General features: G+C 72.7%; 19 protein-coding genes and 1 tRNA gene. 8 read left to right on the top strand and 12 right to left on the bottom strand.

The genetic code is table 11. The features are described from left to right. Together NH602_RS13660 and rpsA are read right to left on the bottom strand one after the other, a co-directional pair. Positions 1–723: hypothetical protein (locus tag NH602_RS13660; protein WP_253068017.1), on the bottom strand; the 723-nt coding region annotated here is incomplete at its 3' end. A 237-nt stretch (positions 724–960) separates the two neighbouring features. Then, on the bottom strand, positions 961–2454 hold the full coding sequence (gene rpsA / locus NH602_RS13655) for a 30S ribosomal protein S1 (RefSeq protein WP_073576983.1): 1494 nt from the start codon (positions 2452–2454) through the stop codon (positions 961–963). A 300-nt stretch (positions 2455–2754) separates the two neighbouring features. Here rpsA and NH602_RS13650 point away from each other — a divergent pair, with 300 nt between their 5' ends. Continuing rightward, a complete protein-coding gene (locus NH602_RS13650; RefSeq protein ID WP_253068016.1) occupies positions 2755–3603 on the top strand; it encodes a class I SAM-dependent methyltransferase in 849 nt (282 codons plus the stop codon). A 4-nt stretch (positions 3604–3607) separates the two neighbouring features. Here the strand turns inward: NH602_RS13650 and NH602_RS13645 are convergent, their stop codons facing one another. Next, a complete protein-coding gene (locus tag NH602_RS13645) occupies positions 3608–4201 on the bottom strand; it encodes a carbonic anhydrase (RefSeq protein WP_073576984.1) in 594 nt (197 codons plus the stop codon). Between the two features lie 228 nt (positions 4202–4429). Between NH602_RS13645 and NH602_RS13640 the strand changes: the two genes are divergently transcribed. From NH602_RS13640 to NH602_RS13620, 5 genes are all read left to right on the top strand, one after another. Further along, positions 4430–4858 carry a PaaI family thioesterase gene (locus NH602_RS13640; protein WP_073576985.1) on the top strand — a complete coding sequence of 143 codons (429 nt, stop codon included), beginning with the start codon at positions 4430–4432 and terminating at the stop codon, positions 4856–4858. 253 nt (positions 4859–5111) lie between these two features. Then, positions 5112–6416 (top strand): branched-chain amino acid ABC transporter permease, encoded by a 1305-nt coding sequence (locus NH602_RS13635; protein ID WP_253068015.1) that lies wholly within the window; start codon positions 5112–5114, stop codon positions 6414–6416. 10 nt (positions 6417–6426) lie between these two features. Next, the gene (locus tag NH602_RS13630) at positions 6427–7422 is read left to right on the top strand and encodes a branched-chain amino acid ABC transporter permease (protein WP_062402727.1); all 996 of its coding nucleotides are present in this window, start codon (positions 6427–6429) and stop codon (positions 7420–7422) included. Beyond that, entirely contained in the window at positions 7412–8407 is a 996-nt protein-coding gene (locus NH602_RS13625; protein ID WP_253068014.1) for an ABC transporter ATP-binding protein, read from the top strand. Before NH602_RS13630 ends, NH602_RS13625 begins: the two co-directional genes overlap by 11 nt. Further along, the gene (locus tag NH602_RS13620) at positions 8404–9219 is read left to right on the top strand and encodes an ABC transporter ATP-binding protein (protein ID WP_179760228.1); all 816 of its coding nucleotides are present in this window, start codon (positions 8404–8406) and stop codon (positions 9217–9219) included. The genes NH602_RS13625 and NH602_RS13620 overlap by 4 nt, the downstream gene beginning before the upstream one ends. 252 nt (positions 9220–9471) lie before the next feature. On the opposite strand, the gene NH602_RS13615 is transcribed toward NH602_RS13620, so the two are convergent. The 7 genes from NH602_RS13615 to NH602_RS13590 form a co-directional block, all read right to left on the bottom strand. Then, on the bottom strand, positions 9472–10797 hold the full coding sequence (locus NH602_RS13615; protein ID WP_179760229.1) for an ABC transporter substrate-binding protein: 1326 nt from the start codon (positions 10795–10797) through the stop codon (positions 9472–9474). Between the two features lie 353 nt (positions 10798–11150). Beyond that, positions 11151–11783, bottom strand: coding sequence for an ANTAR domain-containing response regulator (locus tag NH602_RS13610; RefSeq protein ID WP_062402721.1), 633 nt, complete (start codon positions 11781–11783; stop codon positions 11151–11153). 149 nt (positions 11784–11932) lie between these two features. Further along, entirely contained in the window at positions 11933–12061 is a 129-nt protein-coding gene (locus NH602_RS31340) for a hypothetical protein (RefSeq protein ID WP_256494688.1), read from the bottom strand. Positions 12062–12354: 293 nt separating this feature from the next. Then, a tRNA-Leu gene (locus NH602_RS13605) sits at positions 12355–12431 on the bottom strand. A 73-nt stretch (positions 12432–12504) separates the two neighbouring features. Continuing rightward, entirely contained in the window at positions 12505–13215 is a 711-nt protein-coding gene (locus tag NH602_RS13600; protein WP_179760230.1) for a metallophosphoesterase, read from the bottom strand. Then, complete coding sequence (locus NH602_RS13595) at positions 13212–14372, bottom strand: class I SAM-dependent RNA methyltransferase (RefSeq protein ID WP_253068018.1); 1161 nt, start codon at positions 14370–14372, stop codon at positions 13212–13214. Before NH602_RS13595 ends, NH602_RS13600 begins: the two co-directional genes overlap by 4 nt. 32 nt (positions 14373–14404) lie before the next feature. After that, positions 14405–16486: an APC family permease gene (locus NH602_RS13590; protein WP_253068013.1), complete on the bottom strand. Its 2082-nt coding sequence runs from the start codon at positions 16484–16486 to the stop codon at positions 14405–14407. Between the two features lie 138 nt (positions 16487–16624). Here NH602_RS13590 and NH602_RS13585 point away from each other — a divergent pair, with 138 nt between their 5' ends. Next, complete coding sequence (locus NH602_RS13585) at positions 16625–17287, top strand: TrkA family potassium uptake protein (protein ID WP_073576989.1); 663 nt, start codon at positions 16625–16627, stop codon at positions 17285–17287. Further along, entirely contained in the window at positions 17287–17940 is a 654-nt protein-coding gene (locus tag NH602_RS13580; protein WP_073576990.1) for a TrkA family potassium uptake protein, read from the top strand. Before NH602_RS13585 ends, NH602_RS13580 begins: the two co-directional genes overlap by 1 nt. A gap of 43 nt (positions 17941–17983) precedes the next feature. On the opposite strand, the gene NH602_RS13575 is transcribed toward NH602_RS13580, so the two are convergent. Together NH602_RS13575 and NH602_RS13570 are read right to left on the bottom strand one after the other, a co-directional pair. Then, a complete protein-coding gene (locus tag NH602_RS13575) occupies positions 17984–18763 on the bottom strand; it encodes a DUF3159 domain-containing protein (protein ID WP_253068012.1) in 780 nt (259 codons plus the stop codon). Between the two features lie 48 nt (positions 18764–18811). Further along, positions 18812–19189 carry an OB-fold nucleic acid binding domain-containing protein gene (locus NH602_RS13570; RefSeq protein WP_020622832.1) on the bottom strand — a complete coding sequence of 126 codons (378 nt, stop codon included), beginning with the start codon at positions 19187–19189 and terminating at the stop codon, positions 18812–18814. Positions 19190–19471: the final 282 nt, after the last annotated feature.

Below are 19471 nucleotides of genomic sequence, written 5' to 3'. Positions count from 1 at the left end.
CCGCGCGGACGGCGGCTGCGTCGGCGTCAGCGCCGGGATGATGCGCTGGGCCAGGTCGGGCAGGGTCTCGGCCGCGGACCGGGTCTGCCCGGGAGCGGCCACCGGCAGGATGAACGTCAGCGTGTCGACGCCGTAGACCAGGGCGAGGGTGGTCTCGTCCGGCCGCTCGACGAGGACGCCGGGGACCGAGCCGACGGTGATGTCACGCGAGGCGGTGGCCGAGCCGCGCTCGGCGTTGGTGTTGAGCTGCCACTGACGGGTCGCGGACGCGGTGTCGCCGTAGCGGCCGATGTTGAGCTGGAACAGCACCGGGCCGGAGTTGCGCGCCCCGCCGAAGGCCTGGGCCTGGCCGCCCGCGCGGTAGGTGCAGGCGGTGCGCTCGGTGCGGTTCACCGACGCCTCGGGGACGCCGCGGACCGACTGGACCGACACCGACCCCAGGACCTGCCCGAACAGCGCTCCGGCCTGCTCGGGGTCCATCAGCTGCACACAGTCGGTGGGCAGCGCGATCGGGATCGGTTCCCGCCCTGCCTGGGCGGCGCCGGACTGCTCGGCCGGGAACGTCGGGACCGCGATCCCGGTGTCCCCGGATGCCGTGCCGCATCCGGCGAGGACCGCGGCGAGCAGGACGCCCGCGAGTGCGGACCGCCCGCGACGCAGGAACGTGCGGTCGTGGGACAGGGACTCGCCGGAACGCGTCCGGCGGACGGTACGGCCGGCCATGCACCCAATCTAGGCCGACCCGAAGATCGACTCCGGACGGCTGCGCGCGCCGTGACCAACCGCAGCCGAACCGTGATCTGCACCTGGCGTGTCCGCTCTGACACGCCGGGCGACGTGAACGGGCGTCGCCCGGGGCCCGTAGGGGCCCGGCAACGGGCCGGGCCCCGGTGACCGTGACGGTCACCGGGGCCCGGTGTGGTGCTGGTGGCCGGTCCGCACGGGACCGGCCGGGGGTGATCAGGCCCCGCCGGAGAGCTTCTCCCGCAGCGCGGCGAGCTGCTCGTCGCTGGCGAGCGAACCACCCGACTCGGCCTGGCCACCGCCACCGCCGCCGGTCGACCGGTCCTCGTCACCGCCGGAGGAGTAGTTCGCCGGCGCGATGTCGTTGCCGCCCTCCGCCTCGGCCTCGGCGGCCTTGCGGATCTGCGCCATGTGCTGGTCGTAGCGGGCCTGCGCCTCGGCGTACTGCTTCTCCCAGGCCGCGCGGGCCTCGTCGAAGCCTTCCTTCCAGTCGCCGGAGTCGACGTCGAAGCCCTCGGGGTAGATGTAGTTCCCCTGGTCGTCGTACTCGGCGGCCATGCCGTAGCGGGTCGGGTCGAACTCGGTGTCGACCGTCATGCCCTCGTTGGCCTGCTTCAGCGACAGCGAGATGCGACGGCGGTCGAGATCGATGTCGATGACCTTGACCATCGCGTCGTCGCCGACCTGGACGACCTGCTCCGGGATCTCGACGTGGCGCTCGGCCAGCTCGGAGATGTGGACCAGTCCCTCGATGCCCTCCTCGACGCGCACGAACGCGCCGAACGGGACGAGCTTGGTGACCTTGCCCGGCACGATCTGACCGATCGCGTGGGTCCGGGCGTACAGGCGCCACGGGTCCTCCTGGGTCGCCTTCAGCGACAGGGAGACGCGCTCGCGGTCCAGGTCGACGTCGAGGACCTCGACGGTGACCTCCTGGCCGACCTCGACGACCTCGCTCGGGTGGTCGATGTGCTTCCAGGACAGCTCGGAGACGTGCACCAGACCGTCGACCCCGCCCAGGTCGACGAACGCACCGAAGTTGACCACCGAGGAGACGACGCCCTTGCGGACCTGACCGCGCTGCAGCTGGTTGAGGAACTCGCTGCGGACCTCGGACTGGGTCTGCTCGAGCCAGGCGCGGCGGGACAGGACCACGTTGTTGCGGTTCTTGTCCAGCTCGATGATCTTGGCCTCGATCTTGCGACCGACGTAGGGCTGCAGGTCCCGCACGCGGCGCATCTCGACCAGCGAGGCCGGGAGGAAGCCGCGGAGCCCGATGTCCAGGATCAGGCCGCCCTTGACGACCTCGATGACGGTGCCCTCGACCGGCTCGTCGGCCTCCTTGAGCGCCTCGATCGTGCCCCAGGCGCGCTCGTACTGCGCGCGCTTCTTGGACAGGATCAGCCGGCCCTCCTTGTCCTCCTTCTGGAGGACGAGGGCCTCGACGAACTCGCCGACCTCGACGACCTCGGCGGGGTCGACGTCGTGCTTGATCGACAGCTCACGCGAGGGGATGACGCCCTCGGTCTTGTAGCCGATGTCGAGCAGGACCTCGTCACGGTCGACCTTGACGATGGTGCCCTCGACGATGTCGCCATCGTTGAAGTACTTGATCGTCTGGTCGATGGCGGCGAGGAAGTCCTCCTCCGACCCGATGTCGTTGATAGCGACCTGCGGCGTGGTCGGGGCGGCGGTGGTGTCGGTGGACATGTAGTGAGGTGCTCCGATGGATTTCTCTGGCATGGTCGGCCCGGTCGGCTCTGCTGCAGCAGCGCGCCCCGGTTCTGGTACGTGTAGCTGTGACGTTGTAACAGTCACCCTCTGGCGTCGATTCCCGTGGTCGGGAACATCGGTGCACGGACATCCGCGAGATCGGCGCTGGAGTGGCGCCGCGCGGTCGGCCGACACGTTGACCACGGTGCGGGAAGAATGCTACGCGGCCCGCAAACCCCCCGGCAATGCGGGTCCGCCATCCGCGGGAGCGCATGCGCTTGCGACGATCGGGTGGTCATGAGCAGCCGCGACGAGTACTTCTCCGCCGAGGACACCGTGGGGACCGCCGGTGTCGCCCGGCGCCGCGTCGGCAGCGCCGAGTCCGAGGCGGCCGGGCGCCGCTGGTGGGACGCCGACGCCGACGACTACCTGGCCGAACACGGTTCCGACATCGGCGACGAGGCGTTCGTCTGGTGCCCGGAGAACCTGCACGAGGACGAGGCGGGCCTGCTCGGCCCGCCGGCGGACCTGGTCGGGAAGCGGGTGCTGGAGCTGGGCGCCGGCTCCGCCCCGTGCAGCCGGTGGCTGGCCCGCCGCGGGGCGCACCCGGTCGCGCTCGACGTCTCCGGCGGGATGCTGCGCCACGCGGCCCGGCTGAACGACGCGCTCGGGCTGCCGGTGCCGCTCGTGCAGGCCGGCGCCGAGCACCTGCCGTTCGCCGACGCCACGTTCGACCACGCCTGCTCGGCGTTCGGGGCGATCCCCTTCGTCGCCGACCCGGGTCGGGTCATGCGCGAGGTGCACCGGGTGCTGCGTCCCGGCGGGCGCTGGGTGTTCGCGGTGAACCACCCGATGCGCTGGGTCTTCCCCGACGACCCCGGCGAGCAGGGGCTCACCGTCGTCCAGTCCTACTTCGACCGGACCCCGTACCTGGAGGTCGACGGCGACGGCCGGGCCACCTACGTCGAGCACCACCGCACGCTCGGCGACCGGGTGCGCGATGTCGTCGCCGCCGGCCTGGTGCTCGACGACCTGGTCGAGCCGGAGTGGCCGGAGGGCCACGAGCGGGTGTGGGGACAGTGGTCGCCGCTGCGCGGCGCGCTGTTCCCCGGCACCGCGATCCTCGTGACCCACCGGCCGGGCTGAGCCGTCAGACCTCGAGGACCGCGCCGGTCTCCAGGTCGTAGCGGGCACCGATGATCGTGAGGTGGTTGTTGCAGACCGCCCCCGACAGCGACGGGTCGGACGTCAGCTGCGCGACGACCCGGCGGACGTTGGCGTCGACCGCGCCGGCCACGGCGCCCTCGCCCTCGCCCTCGCACACCGGGACGATGTCGCCGACCAGCGCACCCAGCGTCGACGGCGCCGGCGCGGGCTGCCCGGCGGCGACCGACACGGCAGCCTTCACCGCACCGCACTGGGAGTGGCCGAGCACCACCAGCAGCGGGATGCCCAGCGCCCCGGCGCCGAACGCCAGCGTGCCGAGCACCGCGTCGTCGACGACCTGACCGGCCGTCCGCACCACGAACAGGTCTCCCAGCCCCAGGTCGAACACCAGCTCCGCCGGGACGCGGGAGTCCGAGCAGGAGAGGATCATCGCGGCCGGGGTCTGCCCCGCCACGGCGGCGGCGCGCTCCTCGGCGGACCGTCGCGGGTCCTCGCGCTCGTCGCGCTGCCAGCGCCCGTTGCCCTCCAGCATCATCTGCCACGCCTGGGCCGCGGTCGGCCTGCTGTCGTTCGCCATAGGGTCTCCCTCGGTCGGCTTCTCACCGACCAAGATCGGCGAACGGGTCCGTGCGGGCAAGCATGCACGCCGCCGCACCCCTCCCGTGTGACGAGACCCGCACGGCCGGCGGCCCGGGCCGTCTCGAGCCACTCCGCCCGGCCGGCGGCCGGGTCGTGGCGGGCACCGGCGCCCGGGACCACGGGGCGCCACGTCGTCCCGGGCGGCGGCGCGTCGTAGGGTCGGCGGGTGCCGATCACCCCCGACCAGCTGCCGGAGCTGAGCTCCGAGCACGCCGACGAGCAGCTCACCGACCGGATGGGCATCGAGATCCTCGAGGCCGACCTCGACGAGGTCGTCGGCCGGATGCCCGTCGCGGGCAACCGCCAGCCCTACGGGCTGCTCCACGGCGGCGCCAGCGGCGTCCTCGCCGAGACCCTCGGGTCGACCCTGTCCGCGCTGCACGCGCTGCCCGAGCGGTTCCCGGTCGGGCTGGAGCTGGCCTGCACCCACCACCGTTCCGCCACGTCGGGCTGGGTCACCGGGACCGCGCGGCCGATCCACGTCGGACGGTCCACGTCGACCACCGAGATCGTCCTCGTCGACGACGACGGCCGTCGCGTCTGCACCGCGAAGCTGACCTGTCTGCACCGCGACACACGACCGCCGGTGACCTGACGCTCGCCCTGCGGCACCGTCGCGTTACGTCTCGGCTACGTCCTGGTCCGAGACGTCCGTACCAGTTCTCTCCTCGGCTACGTTCGCCCCCATCACCCATCAGGGTGTCGCACAGAGTCGTGTCCGACGACCCCACCGAGGACGAACGTTGTCACCACCCCCGCTCCCGCGCCGACCGCGCGCCGATCGCGCGGCCACCCCGCCCGTCGGTGCGTCCCGGCCCTCCCCGATCCCCACGACCGCCCGGTGGCTGGTGGGCCTGCTCATCACCCTGCTGGGCGCGCTCGTCCTGTCCGGGACGGCCGCCGCGGCGACCGCCCCCGCCGGCCCCGTACCGGCCTCCCCCGGTGCGGTCGCCCCGTTCCAGCAGGCGGACGGCATCGACGTCAGCGGCACGCTGCGGAACCAGGACGGTCAGCCGCTGCCGGACGTACGCATCACCGCCGAGCGCGACGGTGCGCCGGCCGGTGAGACCCGCTCCGAGGCCAACGGCCGCTGGACCCTGACGGTCCCCGGCGCGGGCTCGTACCTGTTCCGGCTCGACGAGGCCTCGCTGCCGCCCGGCACCGAGGTCCTGCAGGGCGAGACCACCCGCGAGGTGACCGCCGGATCGCTGAACACCGTGGTGTTCCGCTTCGGCGCCGAGGTCGAGGGCACCGACACCGGCGGGTTCGCGACCTTCCTGCGGCTGCTCGTCGACGGCATCCGGTTCGGCCTGGTCATCGGCATCTCGGCGGTCGGCCTGTCGCTGATCTTCGGCACCACCGGCCTGACGAACTTCGCGCACGGCGAGATGGTCACCATCGGCGCCGTCATCGCCTGGTTCATCAACGTCGGCGGCGGCGTGCAGCTGATCCCCGCGACGATCGTCGCGATGCTCATCGGCGCCCTGCTGGGCGCCGCGAACGAGCTCGGCATCTGGCGGCGGCTGCGCCGGCGGGGCGCCGGGCTGATCGCCCAGCTCGTCGTCTCCATCGGCCTGTCGATCGCGCTGCGCTACCTCGTGCTGATCATCTTCGGTGGCCGGTCGGAGTCCTTCGCCGACTACACCGGGCAGACCGTCCGGAACTACGGCCCGGTCGCGCTGACCGACAAGGACCTGTCGGCCATCGTCATCGCGATCGTCGTCCTCGTCGCGGTCGCGCTGCTGCTCCAGAAGACCCGGATCGGCAAGGCCATGCGCGCGGTGTCCGACAACCGGGACCTCGCCGCGTCGTCGGGCATCGATGTCGACCGCGTGGTGCTGTTCGTCTGGATGCTGGGTGGGGCGCTGGCCACCCTCGGCGGCGTGCTGTTCGCGCTGTCGGAGCTGTCCTCCACCGTCCAGTACGAGATGGGCTTCCGCCTGCTGCTGCTCATGTTCGCCGGCGTCATCCTCGGCGGCCTCGGCACCGCCTACGGCGCACTGCTCGGCTGCCTGATCGTCGGCATCCTGGTGCAGCTCTCGACGCTGGTGCTGCCGCTGGATCTCAAGTACCTGGGCGGGCTGGCCGTGCTGATCGTGATCCTCGTGTTCCGGCCGCAGGGCCTGCTCGGGTCCCGGGCACGGATCGGCTGAGGGGGCGGACATGATCGACTTCGGACAGCTCCTCACGGTCGGGCTCTCGCAGCTGATCGGCCCCTCGGCCATCTTCTTCGCGCTGCTGGCCCTCGGCCTCAACATCCACTTCGGCTACACCGGGCTGCTCAACTTCGGCCAGATCGGCTTCGCGCTGGTCGGCGCCTACGGCATGGGCATCTCGGTCGCGAACTACGGCGCCCCGCTCTGGCTGGGCGTCCTCATCGGCATGGCCTGCGGGGTCGCGCTCGCCCTGGTGCTCGGCATCCCGACGCTGCGGCTGCGCGCGGACTACCTGGCGATCGTGACGATCGCGGCGTCGGAGATCCTGCGCCTGATCACCCGGTCGACCTCGCAGACCGGGTTCACCGGCGGCACCCAGGGCCTCACCGGGTTCGCCGACTCCTTCGCCCGCGCCAACCCGTTCGGCACCGGCACCTACGACTTCGGGGTGCTGTCGCTGCGGGGGCCGGACCTCTGGTCGATCCTGGTCGGCTGGACGGTCGTCGGGCTGTGCGTGCTCCTCACCTGGCTGCTCGTGCGCAGCCCGTGGGGCCGCGTGCTCAAGGCGATCCGGGAGGACGAGGACGCCGCCCGCGCGCTGGGCAAGAACGTCTTCGCCTACAAGATGCAGGCGCTCGCCCTCGGCGGGGTGTTCGGCGCGCTGGGCGGCATCGTGTTCGCCCTGGCGACCCAGTCGCTGACGCCGGACTTCTACTCGCCGCCGCAGACCTTCTTCGCCTACGCCGCGCTCATCCTGGGCGGCGCGGGACGGGTCTTCGGCCCGGTGGTCGGCGCGATGGCGTTCTGGTTCCTGCTGTCGGTCGCCGACGCGTTCCTGCGCCAGGCGACGGCCGGGGAGTCGCCGCTGCTGCCGTTCATCTCCTCCCAGGACGTCGGCGCGATCCGCTTCGTGCTCGTCGGCCTGTTCCTGGGCCTCATGATGGTGTTCCGACCACAGGGCATCTTCGGACGCCGCAGGGAGGTGCTGGGCGATGGCCGCTGAGGACACGACCCCCGACCCGACCGTGACCGACCCGGCCCGCACGCTCACCGGCGTCGCCCCGGAGCCGGGCGTCGCCAAACCGGACCCGGTGCTCACCGTGGACGGCGTGACCCGCACGTTCGGCGGCCTGAAGGCCGTCGACGTCGCCCACCTGGAGTTCGAGCGCGGCGCCATCACCGGCCTCATCGGCCCCAACGGCGCCGGAAAGACGACCCTGTTCAACCTGCTGACCGGGTTCGACCGGGCCGACACGGGCTCCTGGATCTACGAGGGCACCCCCCTGCAGAAGCTGCCGCCGCACCGGGTGGCCCGCAAGGGCGTCGTCCGCACGTTCCAGCTCACCAAGGCCCTCGCGGGCATGACGGTGCTGGAGAACATGAAGCTCGGCGCGGTCGGGCAGCGCGGCGAGAGCTTCCTCGGCGCGCTGTTCACCGGCTGGGGGGCGCAGGAACGGCGGATCACCGAGCAGGCCCGCGAGCTGCTGGCCCGCTTCAAGCTCGACACCAAGGCCGAGGACCTGGCCGGGTCACTGTCCGGCGGGCAGCGCAAGCTGCTCGAGATGGCGCGGGCCCTGATGATGGACCCGAAGGTCGTCATGCTCGACGAGCCGATGGCCGGGGTGAACCCGGCGCTCACCCAGAGCCTGCTGGGGCACGTGAAGTCGCTGCGCGACGAGGGCATGAGCGTCGTGTTCGTCGAGCACGACATGGACGTCATCCGGGACATCTCCGACTGGGTCGTCGTCATGGCCCAGGGGCAGGTGATCGCGGAGGGGCCGCCCTCGGCGCTGTCGTCGAACCAGGCCGTCGTCGACGCCTACCTCGGTTCGCACCACGACCAGGTCCTCGAGTTCGACGAGCACGGCAACCCGGTCGGGCAGACCGCGGAGATCGTCGCCGAGATGGAGGCCGCCGAGATCGAGGGCTCCCTCGCCGACGACGGCACCGGCACGGCCCACCCGGATCAGGAGGGGAAGCGCACATGAGCGAGCAGGCACCCGGCGCCGACCGGGCCATGACACCGGAGCAGGCCGCCACTTCGGAGGTCCACCGCGAGCTCGCCGAGGGCGCCGTGCTGCGGGTCGACACCCTCGTCGCCGGGTACGTGCCGGGCGTCGACATCCTGACCGGCAGCGACTTCTTCCTCCGCGACGGCGAGATCGTCGGCATCATCGGGCCCAACGGCGCCGGCAAGTCGACGCTGCTCAAGGCCATGTTCGGGCTGATCCCCGTGCGCAGCGGCACGGTCCGGCTGCGCGACGCCGAGATCACCGGGGCCAAGGCGCACGCCCTGGTCACCAAGGGGCTCGGCTACGTCCCGCAGCGCGACAACGTGTTCCCCTCGCTCTCGATCGAGGAGAACATGCAGATGGGCGTGTTCCTCCGGCCGAAGACGTTCGCGACCCGCTTCGACGTCGTCGCGGACCTGTTCCCGATGCTGGGGCAGCGCCGGAAGATCAAGGCGGGGTCCCTGTCCGGCGGCGAGCGCCAGATGGTCGCGATGGGACGGGCCCTGATGATGGAACCGTCGGTGCTGCTGCTCGACGAGCCGTCGGCGGGCCTGTCCCCGATGCTCCAGGACGAGGTGTTCGTCCGCTGCAAGCGCATCAACGCGGCCGGGGTCTCGGTCATCATGGTGGAGCAGAACGCCCGTCGCTGCCTGCAGATCTGCGACCGCGGCTACGTGCTCGACCAGGGCCGCGCGGCCTACACGGCGGGCGGCCGCGACCTGCTGAACGACCCGAAGGTCATCGAGCTGTACCTGGGGACGCTGGCCGGCAGCAGCGAGAAGAAGTGACCTGACGCGCCGGTCCCGCGACGGCCCCGTTCCCCCACCCACGGGGGGCGGGGCCGTCGTGTTCCCGGCGCCGGTCCACCGGGACCACCGGGCCGGTGCGCACCGGGTGCCGCCCGGGCGTGGTGCCCTGCGTCGCGCCGGGTGCCGGGCCGGGGCATCGTCCCGCCGGTGGGGCCCGGCCGGTCCCGAGCACGACGAGGGGGCGGGCCGTGGCGGCCCGCCCCCTCGTGTCGGTGCGTGTGGTGCGGTGTGTCAGCCCTGGGCGCCGACCCGGACGTAGGTGGTCGCCGCCTCGTCGATCTGGTTCTGGCCGTTGAAGGTCTGGACCCCGTAAGACCCGGAGCCCGGCTCACCGGCGTCGGTGAAGTCGAGCGTGCCGGTGGCGCCGTCGTAGTCGACGTCACCGCCCCGGTCGAGGATCGCCTTGCAGCCGGCGAAGTCGGTGCACTTCTCGCCGTCCTTGGTGATCCCGTTGATCTGGGTCGCGATGTCCGCACCGTTGGTCGACTTCGCGGCCTCGGCGGCCAGCGCCGAGACCAGGACGGCGTCGTAGGACTCCGCCGCGTAGTTGAAGTCGGTCAGGCTCGGGTCCTGCGCGGTGAGCCGCTGCCGGAAGTCGCCCGACAGCTCGGTGAGCGGCAGAGTGCCCTTCATCCCGTTCAGCAGGCCCGCGGGCAGTCCCTCGCCCAGGGCGTTGCCCATGTTGCCGTCGGTGCCGTACACGGCCTTCTGGGCCGGTCCGATCTGCACCTCGCTCATGCGCGACAGGATCCGCTTGGACTCGTCGAAGCCGATGACCGCGACGGAGTCCGGGTTGAACTGGGCGACCTGGTCGATCTCGGGGTTGAACGACGCCGCGTTCGGGTCGTAGATGATCTTGGTGATCTGGTCCTGCGGGATGCCGGCGGAGACCAGGTTGCGCTCGGCGCTGTCCGCCAGGCCCGAGCCGTACGGGTCGTTGCGGGCGAGCAGCGCGACCCGCTGGCCACCGTCGGAGGTGATCAGCTGCGCGAGCGCCTGCCCCTGCAGGACGTCCGGCGGCGCGGTCCGGAAGTACAGGCCGCGGTCCTGCCAGCAGGTGAACTCGTCGGAGGTGTTGGCCGGCGAGAACTGGACGACACCCGCACCGGTGATCTTGTCGATGACCAGCTTCGACACACCCGACGCGGCCGCACCGACGATGACCTGCGTCCCGGCGCTGAGCTGTCGGTCGACGGTCTGGTTCGCGATGTCGGTGGTGTCGTCACCCGAGTCACCGCGCAGGTGCTGGACCGGGTTGCCGAGGACTCCCCCGGCAGCATTGATCTCCTCGACCGCCACGTCCACCCCCGCGAACTCGGGCGGACCGAGGAACGCCAGGCTCCCGGTCTCCGGCAGCAGGGAGCCGATCTTCAGCGGCGCGGTGCTGGGATTGCCGGTGGCCTGTGCCTGCGGCGGGGTGCATGCCTGCCCCGCGGCGGCGGGCTCCTCCGAGCCGCCGGTGGCCCCGCCGGAACCGGTGTCCCCGCCACCGCATCCGGCCAGTACCAGCGACGCCGCCCCGGCGAGGGCGGCGAGTCGCCACGTCGTTCGCGTCATTCGAATCCCCTTCGGTTCTCCGCCCGCCCGAAGCAGCGCGGGAGGATGGCGGAAAAGTAGTACGCCCGAACCAGGAAAGGGGACACCGTCACCACTCGTGACAGGAATGTGATCCGACGACACCAGCGTGACACAAGTGGATCTTTTCCGGTGCCCGGACGGGCACATTCGGTAACCGGAATGGTCTCGTGATGCATCGGAACGGGGCACCGGCCCCGTCGACGGACCGTCGGCCGGCGGAGCCCGGCAGGGTGACCCACCGGCCGGCACGGACGACGCCGGCCCCGCCGCGCGGTGCGCGACGGGGCCGGAACGACGGTGCCGGGCGGCGGTGGTCGACCACCGCCTGTGTCTCAGGAGGACTTGGCCGGAGCCAGCCCCTCGACGACCGCCTCGGCGACGGCCTTCATGGTCGTCCGGCGGTCCATCGCGGTGCGCTGGATCCAGCGGAAGGCCTCCGGCTCGGACATCTTCTGTGCGGTCATGAGCAGGCCCTTGGCCCGGTCGACGACCTTGCGGGTCTCGAACCGCTCGTTGAGCGAGGCGACCTCGTCCTCGAGCGCCTTCTTCTCGGCGAACCGGGAGACGGCGAGCTCGATGGCCGGGACGAGCTCGTGCCGGGCGAACGGCTTGACCAGGTAGGCCATGGCGCCGGCGTCGCGGGCGCGCTCGATCAGCTCGCGCTGGCTGAACGCGGTCAGCATGACGACCGGCGCGATCTTCTCCTCGACGATGGTCGACGCCGCCTCGATGCCGTCCTTCTTGGGCATCTTGACGTCCATGATCACCAGGTCGGGCTTCAGCTCGCGGGCCTGGGTGATGGCGGCCTCGCCGTCACCGGCCTCACCGGCGATGCGGTAGCCCTCCTCGGAGAGCATCTCGGCCAGGTCCATGCGGATCAGCGCCTCGTCCTCGACGACCAGCACCCGCCACCCGGGCTGCGGGCCGTCCTCGGCCGGCGTCTCTGCGGGAACGTTGTCGGTCACCGGAGAACTCCTTCATCGGTCAGTGGGGTGTCCGGATCGCCCAGGCTACCGGCGGTACGGGTGCACAGCCGAACCACTTCGGCCTTTCGTGTGCGGAAACACGCTCCGCCGGCCGCATTACCCGTCCGATCGGGCAGGGGCGGCGGTGCTCACGCCGTCGGGCCGAGCGCAGCGTCCGGCGCGGCGACGGCGTCACGTCGCGCGACCGACGGCGAGGTCGCGTGCGCCGGCCGGTGCGCGATCCCCAGCCGGTCCGGGGCCGCCTCGGCGAGCCGCATGACGGTCGTCGGAGGTGGTGCCGGGGAGCCGGCGCGGAGTGGCGTATCCGCGCACGGAACCGTCGGACGGGCGGGCCCGGACACCGTTCGTGGCGCGGCAGCCGCCGGAAGGGGGCGGTCGCGCAGGACGCGGTCGGGGCGGGCGCCGACGATGTGGCGCCGCCATTGCCGAGCAGGATCGGGCGGGTGTGCCCCATCCCGTCCACCCGGAGGAACATGCAGGCCAGAAGGTGGGGGCACCCCGGGACGCGGGGCCCGCAGCCGTGGGCCGACACGTCTCTCAGATCGACGAATGGTGCCCCCGGTGGGATTCGAACCCACACTGTACGGTGTTTGAGACCGCTTTCTCTGCCAGTTGGAATACGAGGGCGAAAGCAATTCGTTGAATTCTGTTGTGAACCGATCCTAGCGGGTTCCGGGCAACCCGCGGCAGCCGACCCGCCTCACACCGGCCAGCTCAGGAACCGGCTGCGCGGCGGCCCGTCCCCGAGCACGTGCAGCACCCCACCCGGTGCCGGGACGGGGTCGCTACCCCCGGTCCCGGGCACGTCCGGCCAGCGCAGGGCGGGCGCCACCGAGGGGGCGACGACGAGCGGGTGCCCGGCGAACGTCGTCGCCAGCGGGGTGTGGACGTGCCCGCACACCACCAGCGTCGGGTCGCTGCGCGCGGCGAGCAGGGCCTCGAACACACCGGCCTCGAGCAGCCGCATCCCGTCGAGGACCGGGTGCCCGACCGCGACCGGCGGGTGGTGCAGGGCGACCAGCAGCGGCGCGGGATCCCGGACGGCCTCGGCGAGCAGGGCGACCGCGGCGTCGGACAGCGCGCCGTGCGGCGCCCCGGGGACGAGGGTGTCGAGCAGCGCGACGGTGGTCCCGCCGGTGCGGTGCAGCCGGTCGCCCACCGGTCCGACGGCGTCGGCCATCGCGGCGCGGTCGTCGTGGTTGCCGGGCACGTGCAGCGCGCCGAGGCCGTCGAGCAGCCGTGCGGCGGAGGAGTAGGCCTCGGGGGCGCCGTCGTCGGCGAGGTCGCCGGTGACGAGCACGACGTCCGGCGCCGGGTCCAGCGCCCGGACCCCCGCGACGGCGCGGGCGGCCCGGCCGTCGGTGTCCGGGCGGCCGAGGTGCAGGTCCGAGAGCTGGACGACGGTGGTCACCGCGGGATCCGCTCCAGCAGGGCGGCCGCCTCCATGTGGTGGGTCATCGGGAACGCGTCGAACGCCCGCAGCGCGGCGGTGCGGTACCCGGCGGCGGCGAACAGGGACAGGTCGCGGGCCAGCGCGGCCGGGTCGCAGGCGATGTGCACGATCCGCTGCGGGGCGCGGGCGGCGAGGTCGCGCACCGCGGCCTTCCCGAGCCCGGCGCGCGGCGGGTCGGTGACCACGACGTCGGGGTCGGGGCCGAGCCGGCTGATCTCGCGCTCGGCGCGGCCGCGGACGAACTGGACCTGCGGCAGGTCGGCGAGCGCGGAGGCGCCGTCGGCGACCGCGGACGCGGCGGACTCGACGACCAGCACGGTCCCCGACTCCCCCACCTGGCCGGCGAGGACCGAGCCGAGCAGCCCGACGCCGCCGTAGAGGTCCCAGGCGACGCCACCGGTGGGGGCGTCGGCCCAGTCGCGCACGACGGACGCGAGGGTGTCCGGCAGCGCCGGGTGGACCTGCCAGAACGTGCCGGCCGACAGCTCCCAGGTGCGGTCCGCGGCGTGCACGGTCGCGCCGGAGCCGACCCGGGCGGCGCCGTCGCCGACGACGGTGACGTCGAGCTCGGAGTCGGGCCGGAAGCGGCGCTCCAGCACCGGCGGCAGCGCACCCGCCGGGACGAGCGGGCAGTCTCCGATCTCGCACACGTCGTGGCTGCGGTGGGCGCGCAGGCCGGGGACGCCGTCGTCGTCGACGGCCAGCCGCACCCGGGTGCGCCAGCCGAGCGGACCGCCGGGGAGCTCCTCGACCTCGACGGCGGCGAGGTCGGCGGTGGCGACGACCGCGGCGCCGGCGCCGAGGCGCTCCAGCTGCTCGCGCAGGACCGTCGTCTTCAGGGCGCGCTGGGTGGCGTGGTCGGTGTGCTGGAAGTCGCAGCCGCCGCAGCCCCCGGGACCGGCCCACGGGCAGGCGGGCTCGACCCGGTCCGGGGACGCCTCCAGCACGGCGACGGCGTCGGCGCGGCAGAACGCCCCGCCCGGGTCGTCGGTGACCACCGCACGGACCAGCTCACCGGGCAGTGCGTGCCGGACGAACACGACCCGGCCACCGTCCCCGTCGCGGGCCACGCAGTGGCCGCCGTGCGCGACGGGGCCGACCCGCAGCTCCAGCATGCGGTCGGTCCAGTCGGTCGCCGTGTCGGCGTTCACCGGTTCTCCTTCCTCGTCACCCGGGGTGCGGACGGGGTGCCGCCACCCGTCCCGACGCCCGCGCCGTCGCGGCGTTCGCCGGGTAGCTGCTCCATGCCCGGGTAGCCGCGCCGGGACGCTCCCGGCGCCTGCAGCGGCGACAGCGCCCGTGTGCGCGACGACGACGGCAGCTGCCACGGCACGCTGGTCACCATCACCCCCGGCTGGAACAGCAGCCGCGTCTTGAGCCGCAGCGCGCTCTGGTTGTGCAGCACCTGCTCCCACCAGTGTCCGACGACGTACTCCGGGATGTAGACGGTGACGACGTTGCGCGGGGAGTCGGTGCGGATGCGCTTGACGTAGTCCAGCACGGGCCGGGTGATCTCCCGGTAGGGCGACTCGACGACCTTCAGCGGGACCGGCAGGTTCCGCTTGTGCCACTGCTCGACGAGCTTCTTGGTCTCGGAGTCGTCGACGTTGACGGTGACCGCCTCGAGGATGTCCGGGCGGGTCGCGCGGGCGTAGGCCAGCGCCCGCAGGGTCGGCTTGTGCAGCGTCGAGACCAGGACGACGGCGTGGTTGCGCGAGGGCAGGACGTCGTCGGACTCGTCGGCGACCAGCGCGGCGGCGACCCGGTCGTAGTGGAGCTGGATCATCCGCATCAGCACGAAGAACCCGCCCATCGCGACGATCGCGATCCAGGCGCCGAGGGCGAACTTCGTGACGAGCACCGTGACCAGCACGACGCCGGTCATGCAGGCGCCGAACCCGTTGATCGACTGGGCGCGGCGCATCCGGCGGCGTTCGGACGCCGAGGGGTCCAGCGCGAGCTCCCGGTTCCAGTGCCGGACCATCCCGGCCTGGGACAGCGTGAACGACACGAACACGCCGACGGTGTAGAGCGGGATGAGCCGGGTGACCTCGGCCTGGAACCCGACGACCAGCAGGATCGCGAACAGCGCGAGCGCGACGATGCCGTTGGAGAACGCGAGCCGGTCGCCACGGGTGTGCAGCTGGCGGGGCAGGTAGCGGTCCTGGGACAGGATCGAGCCCAGCACCGGGAAGCCGTTGAACGCGGTGTTCGCGGCGAGGACCAGGATCAGCGCCGTCATCACGATGACGAAGAAGTAGCCCGGCGGGAAGTTGTCGAACACGGCGTCGGCGAGCTGGGCGATCATGGTGTGCTGCTCGTAGCCGGGCGGCGCGTCGGGGAACTGGCGGGCCGGGTCCTCGGCGATCTGGACGTGGGTGAGCTGGGCCAGGGCGATCAGCCCCATGAACAGCGACACCGACATCACGCCGAGCAGCAGCAGCGTGGTGGCCGCGTTCCTCGACTTCGGCTTGCGGAAGGCGGGCACCCCGTTGGAGATCGCCTCGACACCGGTCAGCGCGGCGGCGCCCTGGGTGAAGCTGCGCAGCACGAGCAGCACGAGCGCCAGGCCGGTGAACGCGTCGCCCTCGGCGACCAGGCGCAGGTCGGCACTCTCCGCCCGCACGGAGTCGCCGAGGATCAGCACCCGGGTCAGGCCCCAGATGATCATCGTCGCGACGCCGATGACGAAGGCGTAGACCGGGATCGCGAAGGCCGCGCCGGACTCGCGGATGCCGCGCAGGTTGATCGCGGTGAGCACGACGATCGCCGACACCGCGAACAGCACCTTGTGCTCGGCGACGAACGGCACCAGCGCACCGATGTTGGCCGCGGCCGCGGAGATCGAGACGGCGACGGTGAGGGTGTAGTCGACGAGCAGGGCGCTGGCGACGGTCAGTCCGGCGTTCTTGCCGAGGTTCACCGTCGCGACCTCGTAGTCGCCCCCGCCGGAGGGATAGGCGCGGACGTTCTGCCGGTAGCTGGCCACGACCGTCAGCAGGACGACGACAACGGCGAGACCGATCCACGGCGACATCGCGTACGAGGCGACACCGGCGACCGACAGGGTCAGGAAGATCTCCTCGGGGGCGTAGGCGACCGACGACATGGCGTCGGAGGCGAACACGGGGAGGGCGATCCGCTTCGGGAGCAGGGTGCTGGTCAGGCGGTCGCTGCGCTGCGGTCGTCCGACCACGAGCCGCTTGAGAGCGACGGCGAGCTTGGACACGGGGCGCAGCCTATGCCCCCGCTCCGGTGCGCTTCGCGATAGCGTTCACTCCGCGTCGTCGGCGTCCGCGTCGCCGCGTACAGAAGGAACGAATCGTACATCCCGGGCCCCCCACCCGGCGGAAGGACCCCTGACGCCATGCACGTCGTGATCATGGGATGTGGCCGCGTCGGCGCGTCCCTGGCCTCGGGCCTGGAGCGGCTCGGCCACGAGGTCGCGGTGATCGACCGCGACCCGCAGGCCTTCCGCAGGCTCGGCCCGGACTTCCGCGGGCGCCAGGTCGTCGGTTTCGGCTTCCACCGCAGCGTCCTCGACGAGGCCGGGCTGGAGTCCGCCGACGCGTTCGCCGCCGTCTCCTCCGGGGACAACTCCAACATCATCGCCGCCCGGGTGGCGCGCGAGAGCTACGGCGTCGGCAAGGTCGTCGCCCGGATCTACGACGCCAAGCGCGCCGCGGTGTACGAGCGTCTGGGCATCCCGACGGTCGCGACCGTCCCGTGGACGACCGACCGGCTGCTGCGCATGCTCCTGCCCGACGGCGTCGCCACCGCCTGGCGCGAGCCGACCGGCACCGTGGCCGTCCTGCCGCTGCCGCTGCACGAGGACTGGGTGGGGCGCCCGATCCGGGACCTGGAGCGGGCGACGAACTCGCGGGTCGCGTTCATCGTGCGGTTCGGCACCGGGGTGCTGCCGACCAAGGACACCACCGTGCAGCACGAGGACACCGTCTACGTGGCGGCGGTCTCGGGCACGGTCAGCGACGTGACGGCGGCCGCCGCGGCGCCGCCCGAGGAGGACTGATGCGGGTCGCGATCGCGGGGGCGGGCGCCGTCGGGCGGTCCATCGCGCTGGAACTGGTCGAGTCCGACCACCGGGTCATGCTGATCGAGCGCGAGCTGACCCACATCGACCCGAACGCCGTCCCCGAGGCCGAGTGGGTGCACGCCGACGCCTGCGAGCTGTCCTCGCTGGAGGACGCCGGCATCGAGGGCTGCGACGTCGTGATCGCCGCGACCGGCGACGACAAGGTCAATCTGGTGGTCTCGCTGCTGGCGAAGACCGAGTTCGGGGTCCGCCGGGTGGTGGCACGGGTGAACGACCCGCGCAACGAGTGGCTGTTCGGGGAGAACTGGGGCGTCGACGTCGCGGTGTCGACGCCGCGGCTGCTGGCGGCGCTGGTCGAGGAGGCCGTCGCCGTGGGTGACCTGGTGCGGTTGCTGACGCTGCGCCAGGGGCAGGCGAACCTCGTCGAGGTGACGCTGCCCGAGGACACCCCGCTGGCCGGGCGGCCGGTGCGGGTGCTGGAGCTGCCGACGGACTCGGCGCTGGTGACGATCCTGCGCGGCGGCCGGGTGATCGTGCCCCAGCCCGACGACGCCCTGGAGGGCGGCGACGAGCTGCTGTTCGTGGCGACGACGGCGGTCGAGGAGGACATCCGCGCCGCCCTCATGTGACCCTGCCCGGGACCGGCGCGCGGGCGTCGCGCGCCGGTGCGGGTCAGGCGGACGCGGTGCGGGCGCGCTCGGCGCGCCGCACGATGAGGATCGTGGCCAGGATCGCGACCCCGGTGAGCGGGTAGCCCATCGCGAGCCGCGCGACGCCCAGCCAGGTCTCGGAGTCGGCCAGGTACAGCCCGCCCTGCACGACGACCTTCGCGAGGAAGGTCGTCGCCCACACCGCGGTGGCCCAGCCGTAGGCGCGGACCAGGTGGGGGTCCCGGCGCCACTCGGTGCCGTGTCCGTTGATGCTGTGCCAGATCACCCCGGCCAGCGGCCAGCGGACGATGATCGAGACCAGTGCGACGATCCCGAGGACGCCGCTGTAGAGCAGACCGGGCAGGTAGAAGCCGCGGGCCTCGCCGGTCCGGCTCGCGACGAGCGCGCACACCCCGACGCCGAGCAGACCGGAGATCGCCGGCATCACCGGGTCGCGCCGGACGAGGCGCCAGAGCAGCACCAGCGCCCCGGCGCCGATCGCGGCGTACAGCGCGGTCCGCAGGTCGCCGAGGATGTTGGCGACGACGAACACCACGACCGGGATCGTCGAGGCGACGATCCCGGTGACCCCGCCCATCTGCTCGAGCATGGTGGGGGTCGGAGCCTCGCCGCCCGCGTCCGTCGCCGGTGGCCCCGCGGGGCCGGTCCGGTCCGGGCCGGGCCCGGCGGCGTGTTCCGGTGCCGTCACCGGCCTGCCGAGTGGCGCGGTCCGGTCCTGCGGGTCCACGTCGGGGACACGCGGGATCCGGGTGGTCGGGGCGTCGTGGTGGTGGTCGTTCAAGCCGGTCCGATCCGTCGGCTCAGGAGCAGACCGCGAGGGTCCCGCGGGTCACTGCGCCTGGCAGATCTCGTAGTACGGGTTGTAGAGCACCTTGCGACCGTCGCGGACCGAGATCCGGCCACGGACCCGCATGGTGCGCCCGGCCTCGATACCGGGGATGCTGCGCCGGCCCATCCAGACCAGGGTGACACCGTCGGTGCCGTCGAACAGCTCGGCCTTCAGCGTGGCGTCGGCGCTCTGCGGACAGAGGTCGACGCTGCGGATCCGGCCGAGCATCGTGACCTCCTCGCCGCAGGCGCAGTCGCGAGCCGGGCGTGCCCCGGTCTCCTCGACGTCCTCGGCGAGATCGCGCGCGTCGAGCTCGTCGACGTCGCTGGTGAGTTTGCGGAGCATCCGGCGGAACGCTCCGCCATCCGTGCTGCCCATGTCTCTCCTCGGCCCGCATCCGGTACCGGCCCGGGGTCACCGGACCCTCCGGTGACCCGCACTCGCGTGGCGACCCGACAGGGTGTCGTGGTGGCCCCGAGAGCCTAACGCGCGGACGCTCCGGTTTGTGCCCGTGGCGGCCCTGACCTCCCGGTCACCGCCCCGCCGACCGGTTCCCGGGCCGCGCCCGGTGGTCGGCGGGCAGGCGCGGGCCGGGCGTACCGGACACCCGCGCCCACCGCGCTGCCGCTCAGTCCCGGCGGTGCCGTCCGAGGTCGCGGG

Source organism: Pseudonocardia sp. McavD-2-B (genome assembly GCF_024124365.1).
GTDB lineage: Bacteria > Actinomycetota > Actinomycetes > Mycobacteriales > Pseudonocardiaceae > Pseudonocardia > Pseudonocardia alni.
This window is presented reverse-complemented; position numbering and strand designations above follow the sequence as displayed.

Excerpts from the sequence above, each read along its gene's own strand:
- NH602_RS13580 (WP_073576990.1), top strand. The coding sequence starts at position 17,287 with ATGCGGGTCGCGATCGCGGGGGCGGGCGCCGTCGGGCGGTCCATCGCG.
- NH602_RS13570 (WP_020622832.1), bottom strand. The coding sequence starts at position 19,189 with ATGGGCAGCACGGATGGCGGAGCGTTCCGCCGGATGCTCCGCAAACTC.
- NH602_RS13595 (WP_253068018.1), bottom strand. The coding sequence starts at position 14,372 with ATGCTGGAGCTGCGGGTCGGCCCCGTCGCGCACGGCGGCCACTGCGTG.
- NH602_RS13615 (WP_179760229.1), bottom strand. The coding sequence starts at position 10,797 with ATGACGCGAACGACGTGGCGACTCGCCGCCCTCGCCGGGGCGGCGTCG.
- NH602_RS13645 (WP_073576984.1), bottom strand. The coding sequence starts at position 4,201 with ATGGCGAACGACAGCAGGCCGACCGCGGCCCAGGCGTGGCAGATGATG.
- NH602_RS13620 (WP_179760228.1), top strand. The coding sequence starts at position 8,404 with ATGAGCGAGCAGGCACCCGGCGCCGACCGGGCCATGACACCGGAGCAG.
- NH602_RS13625 (WP_253068014.1), top strand. The coding sequence starts at position 7,412 with ATGGCCGCTGAGGACACGACCCCCGACCCGACCGTGACCGACCCGGCC.
- rpsA (WP_073576983.1), bottom strand. The coding sequence starts at position 2,454 with ATGTCCACCGACACCACCGCCGCCCCGACCACGCCGCAGGTCGCTATC.
- NH602_RS13650 (WP_253068016.1), top strand. The coding sequence starts at position 2,755 with ATGAGCAGCCGCGACGAGTACTTCTCCGCCGAGGACACCGTGGGGACC.
- NH602_RS13630 (WP_062402727.1), top strand. The coding sequence starts at position 6,427 with ATGATCGACTTCGGACAGCTCCTCACGGTCGGGCTCTCGCAGCTGATC.
- NH602_RS31340 (WP_256494688.1), bottom strand. The coding sequence starts at position 12,061 with ATGCGGCTCGCCGAGGCGGCCCCGGACCGGCTGGGGATCGCGCACCGG.
- NH602_RS13585 (WP_073576989.1), top strand. The coding sequence starts at position 16,625 with ATGCACGTCGTGATCATGGGATGTGGCCGCGTCGGCGCGTCCCTGGCC.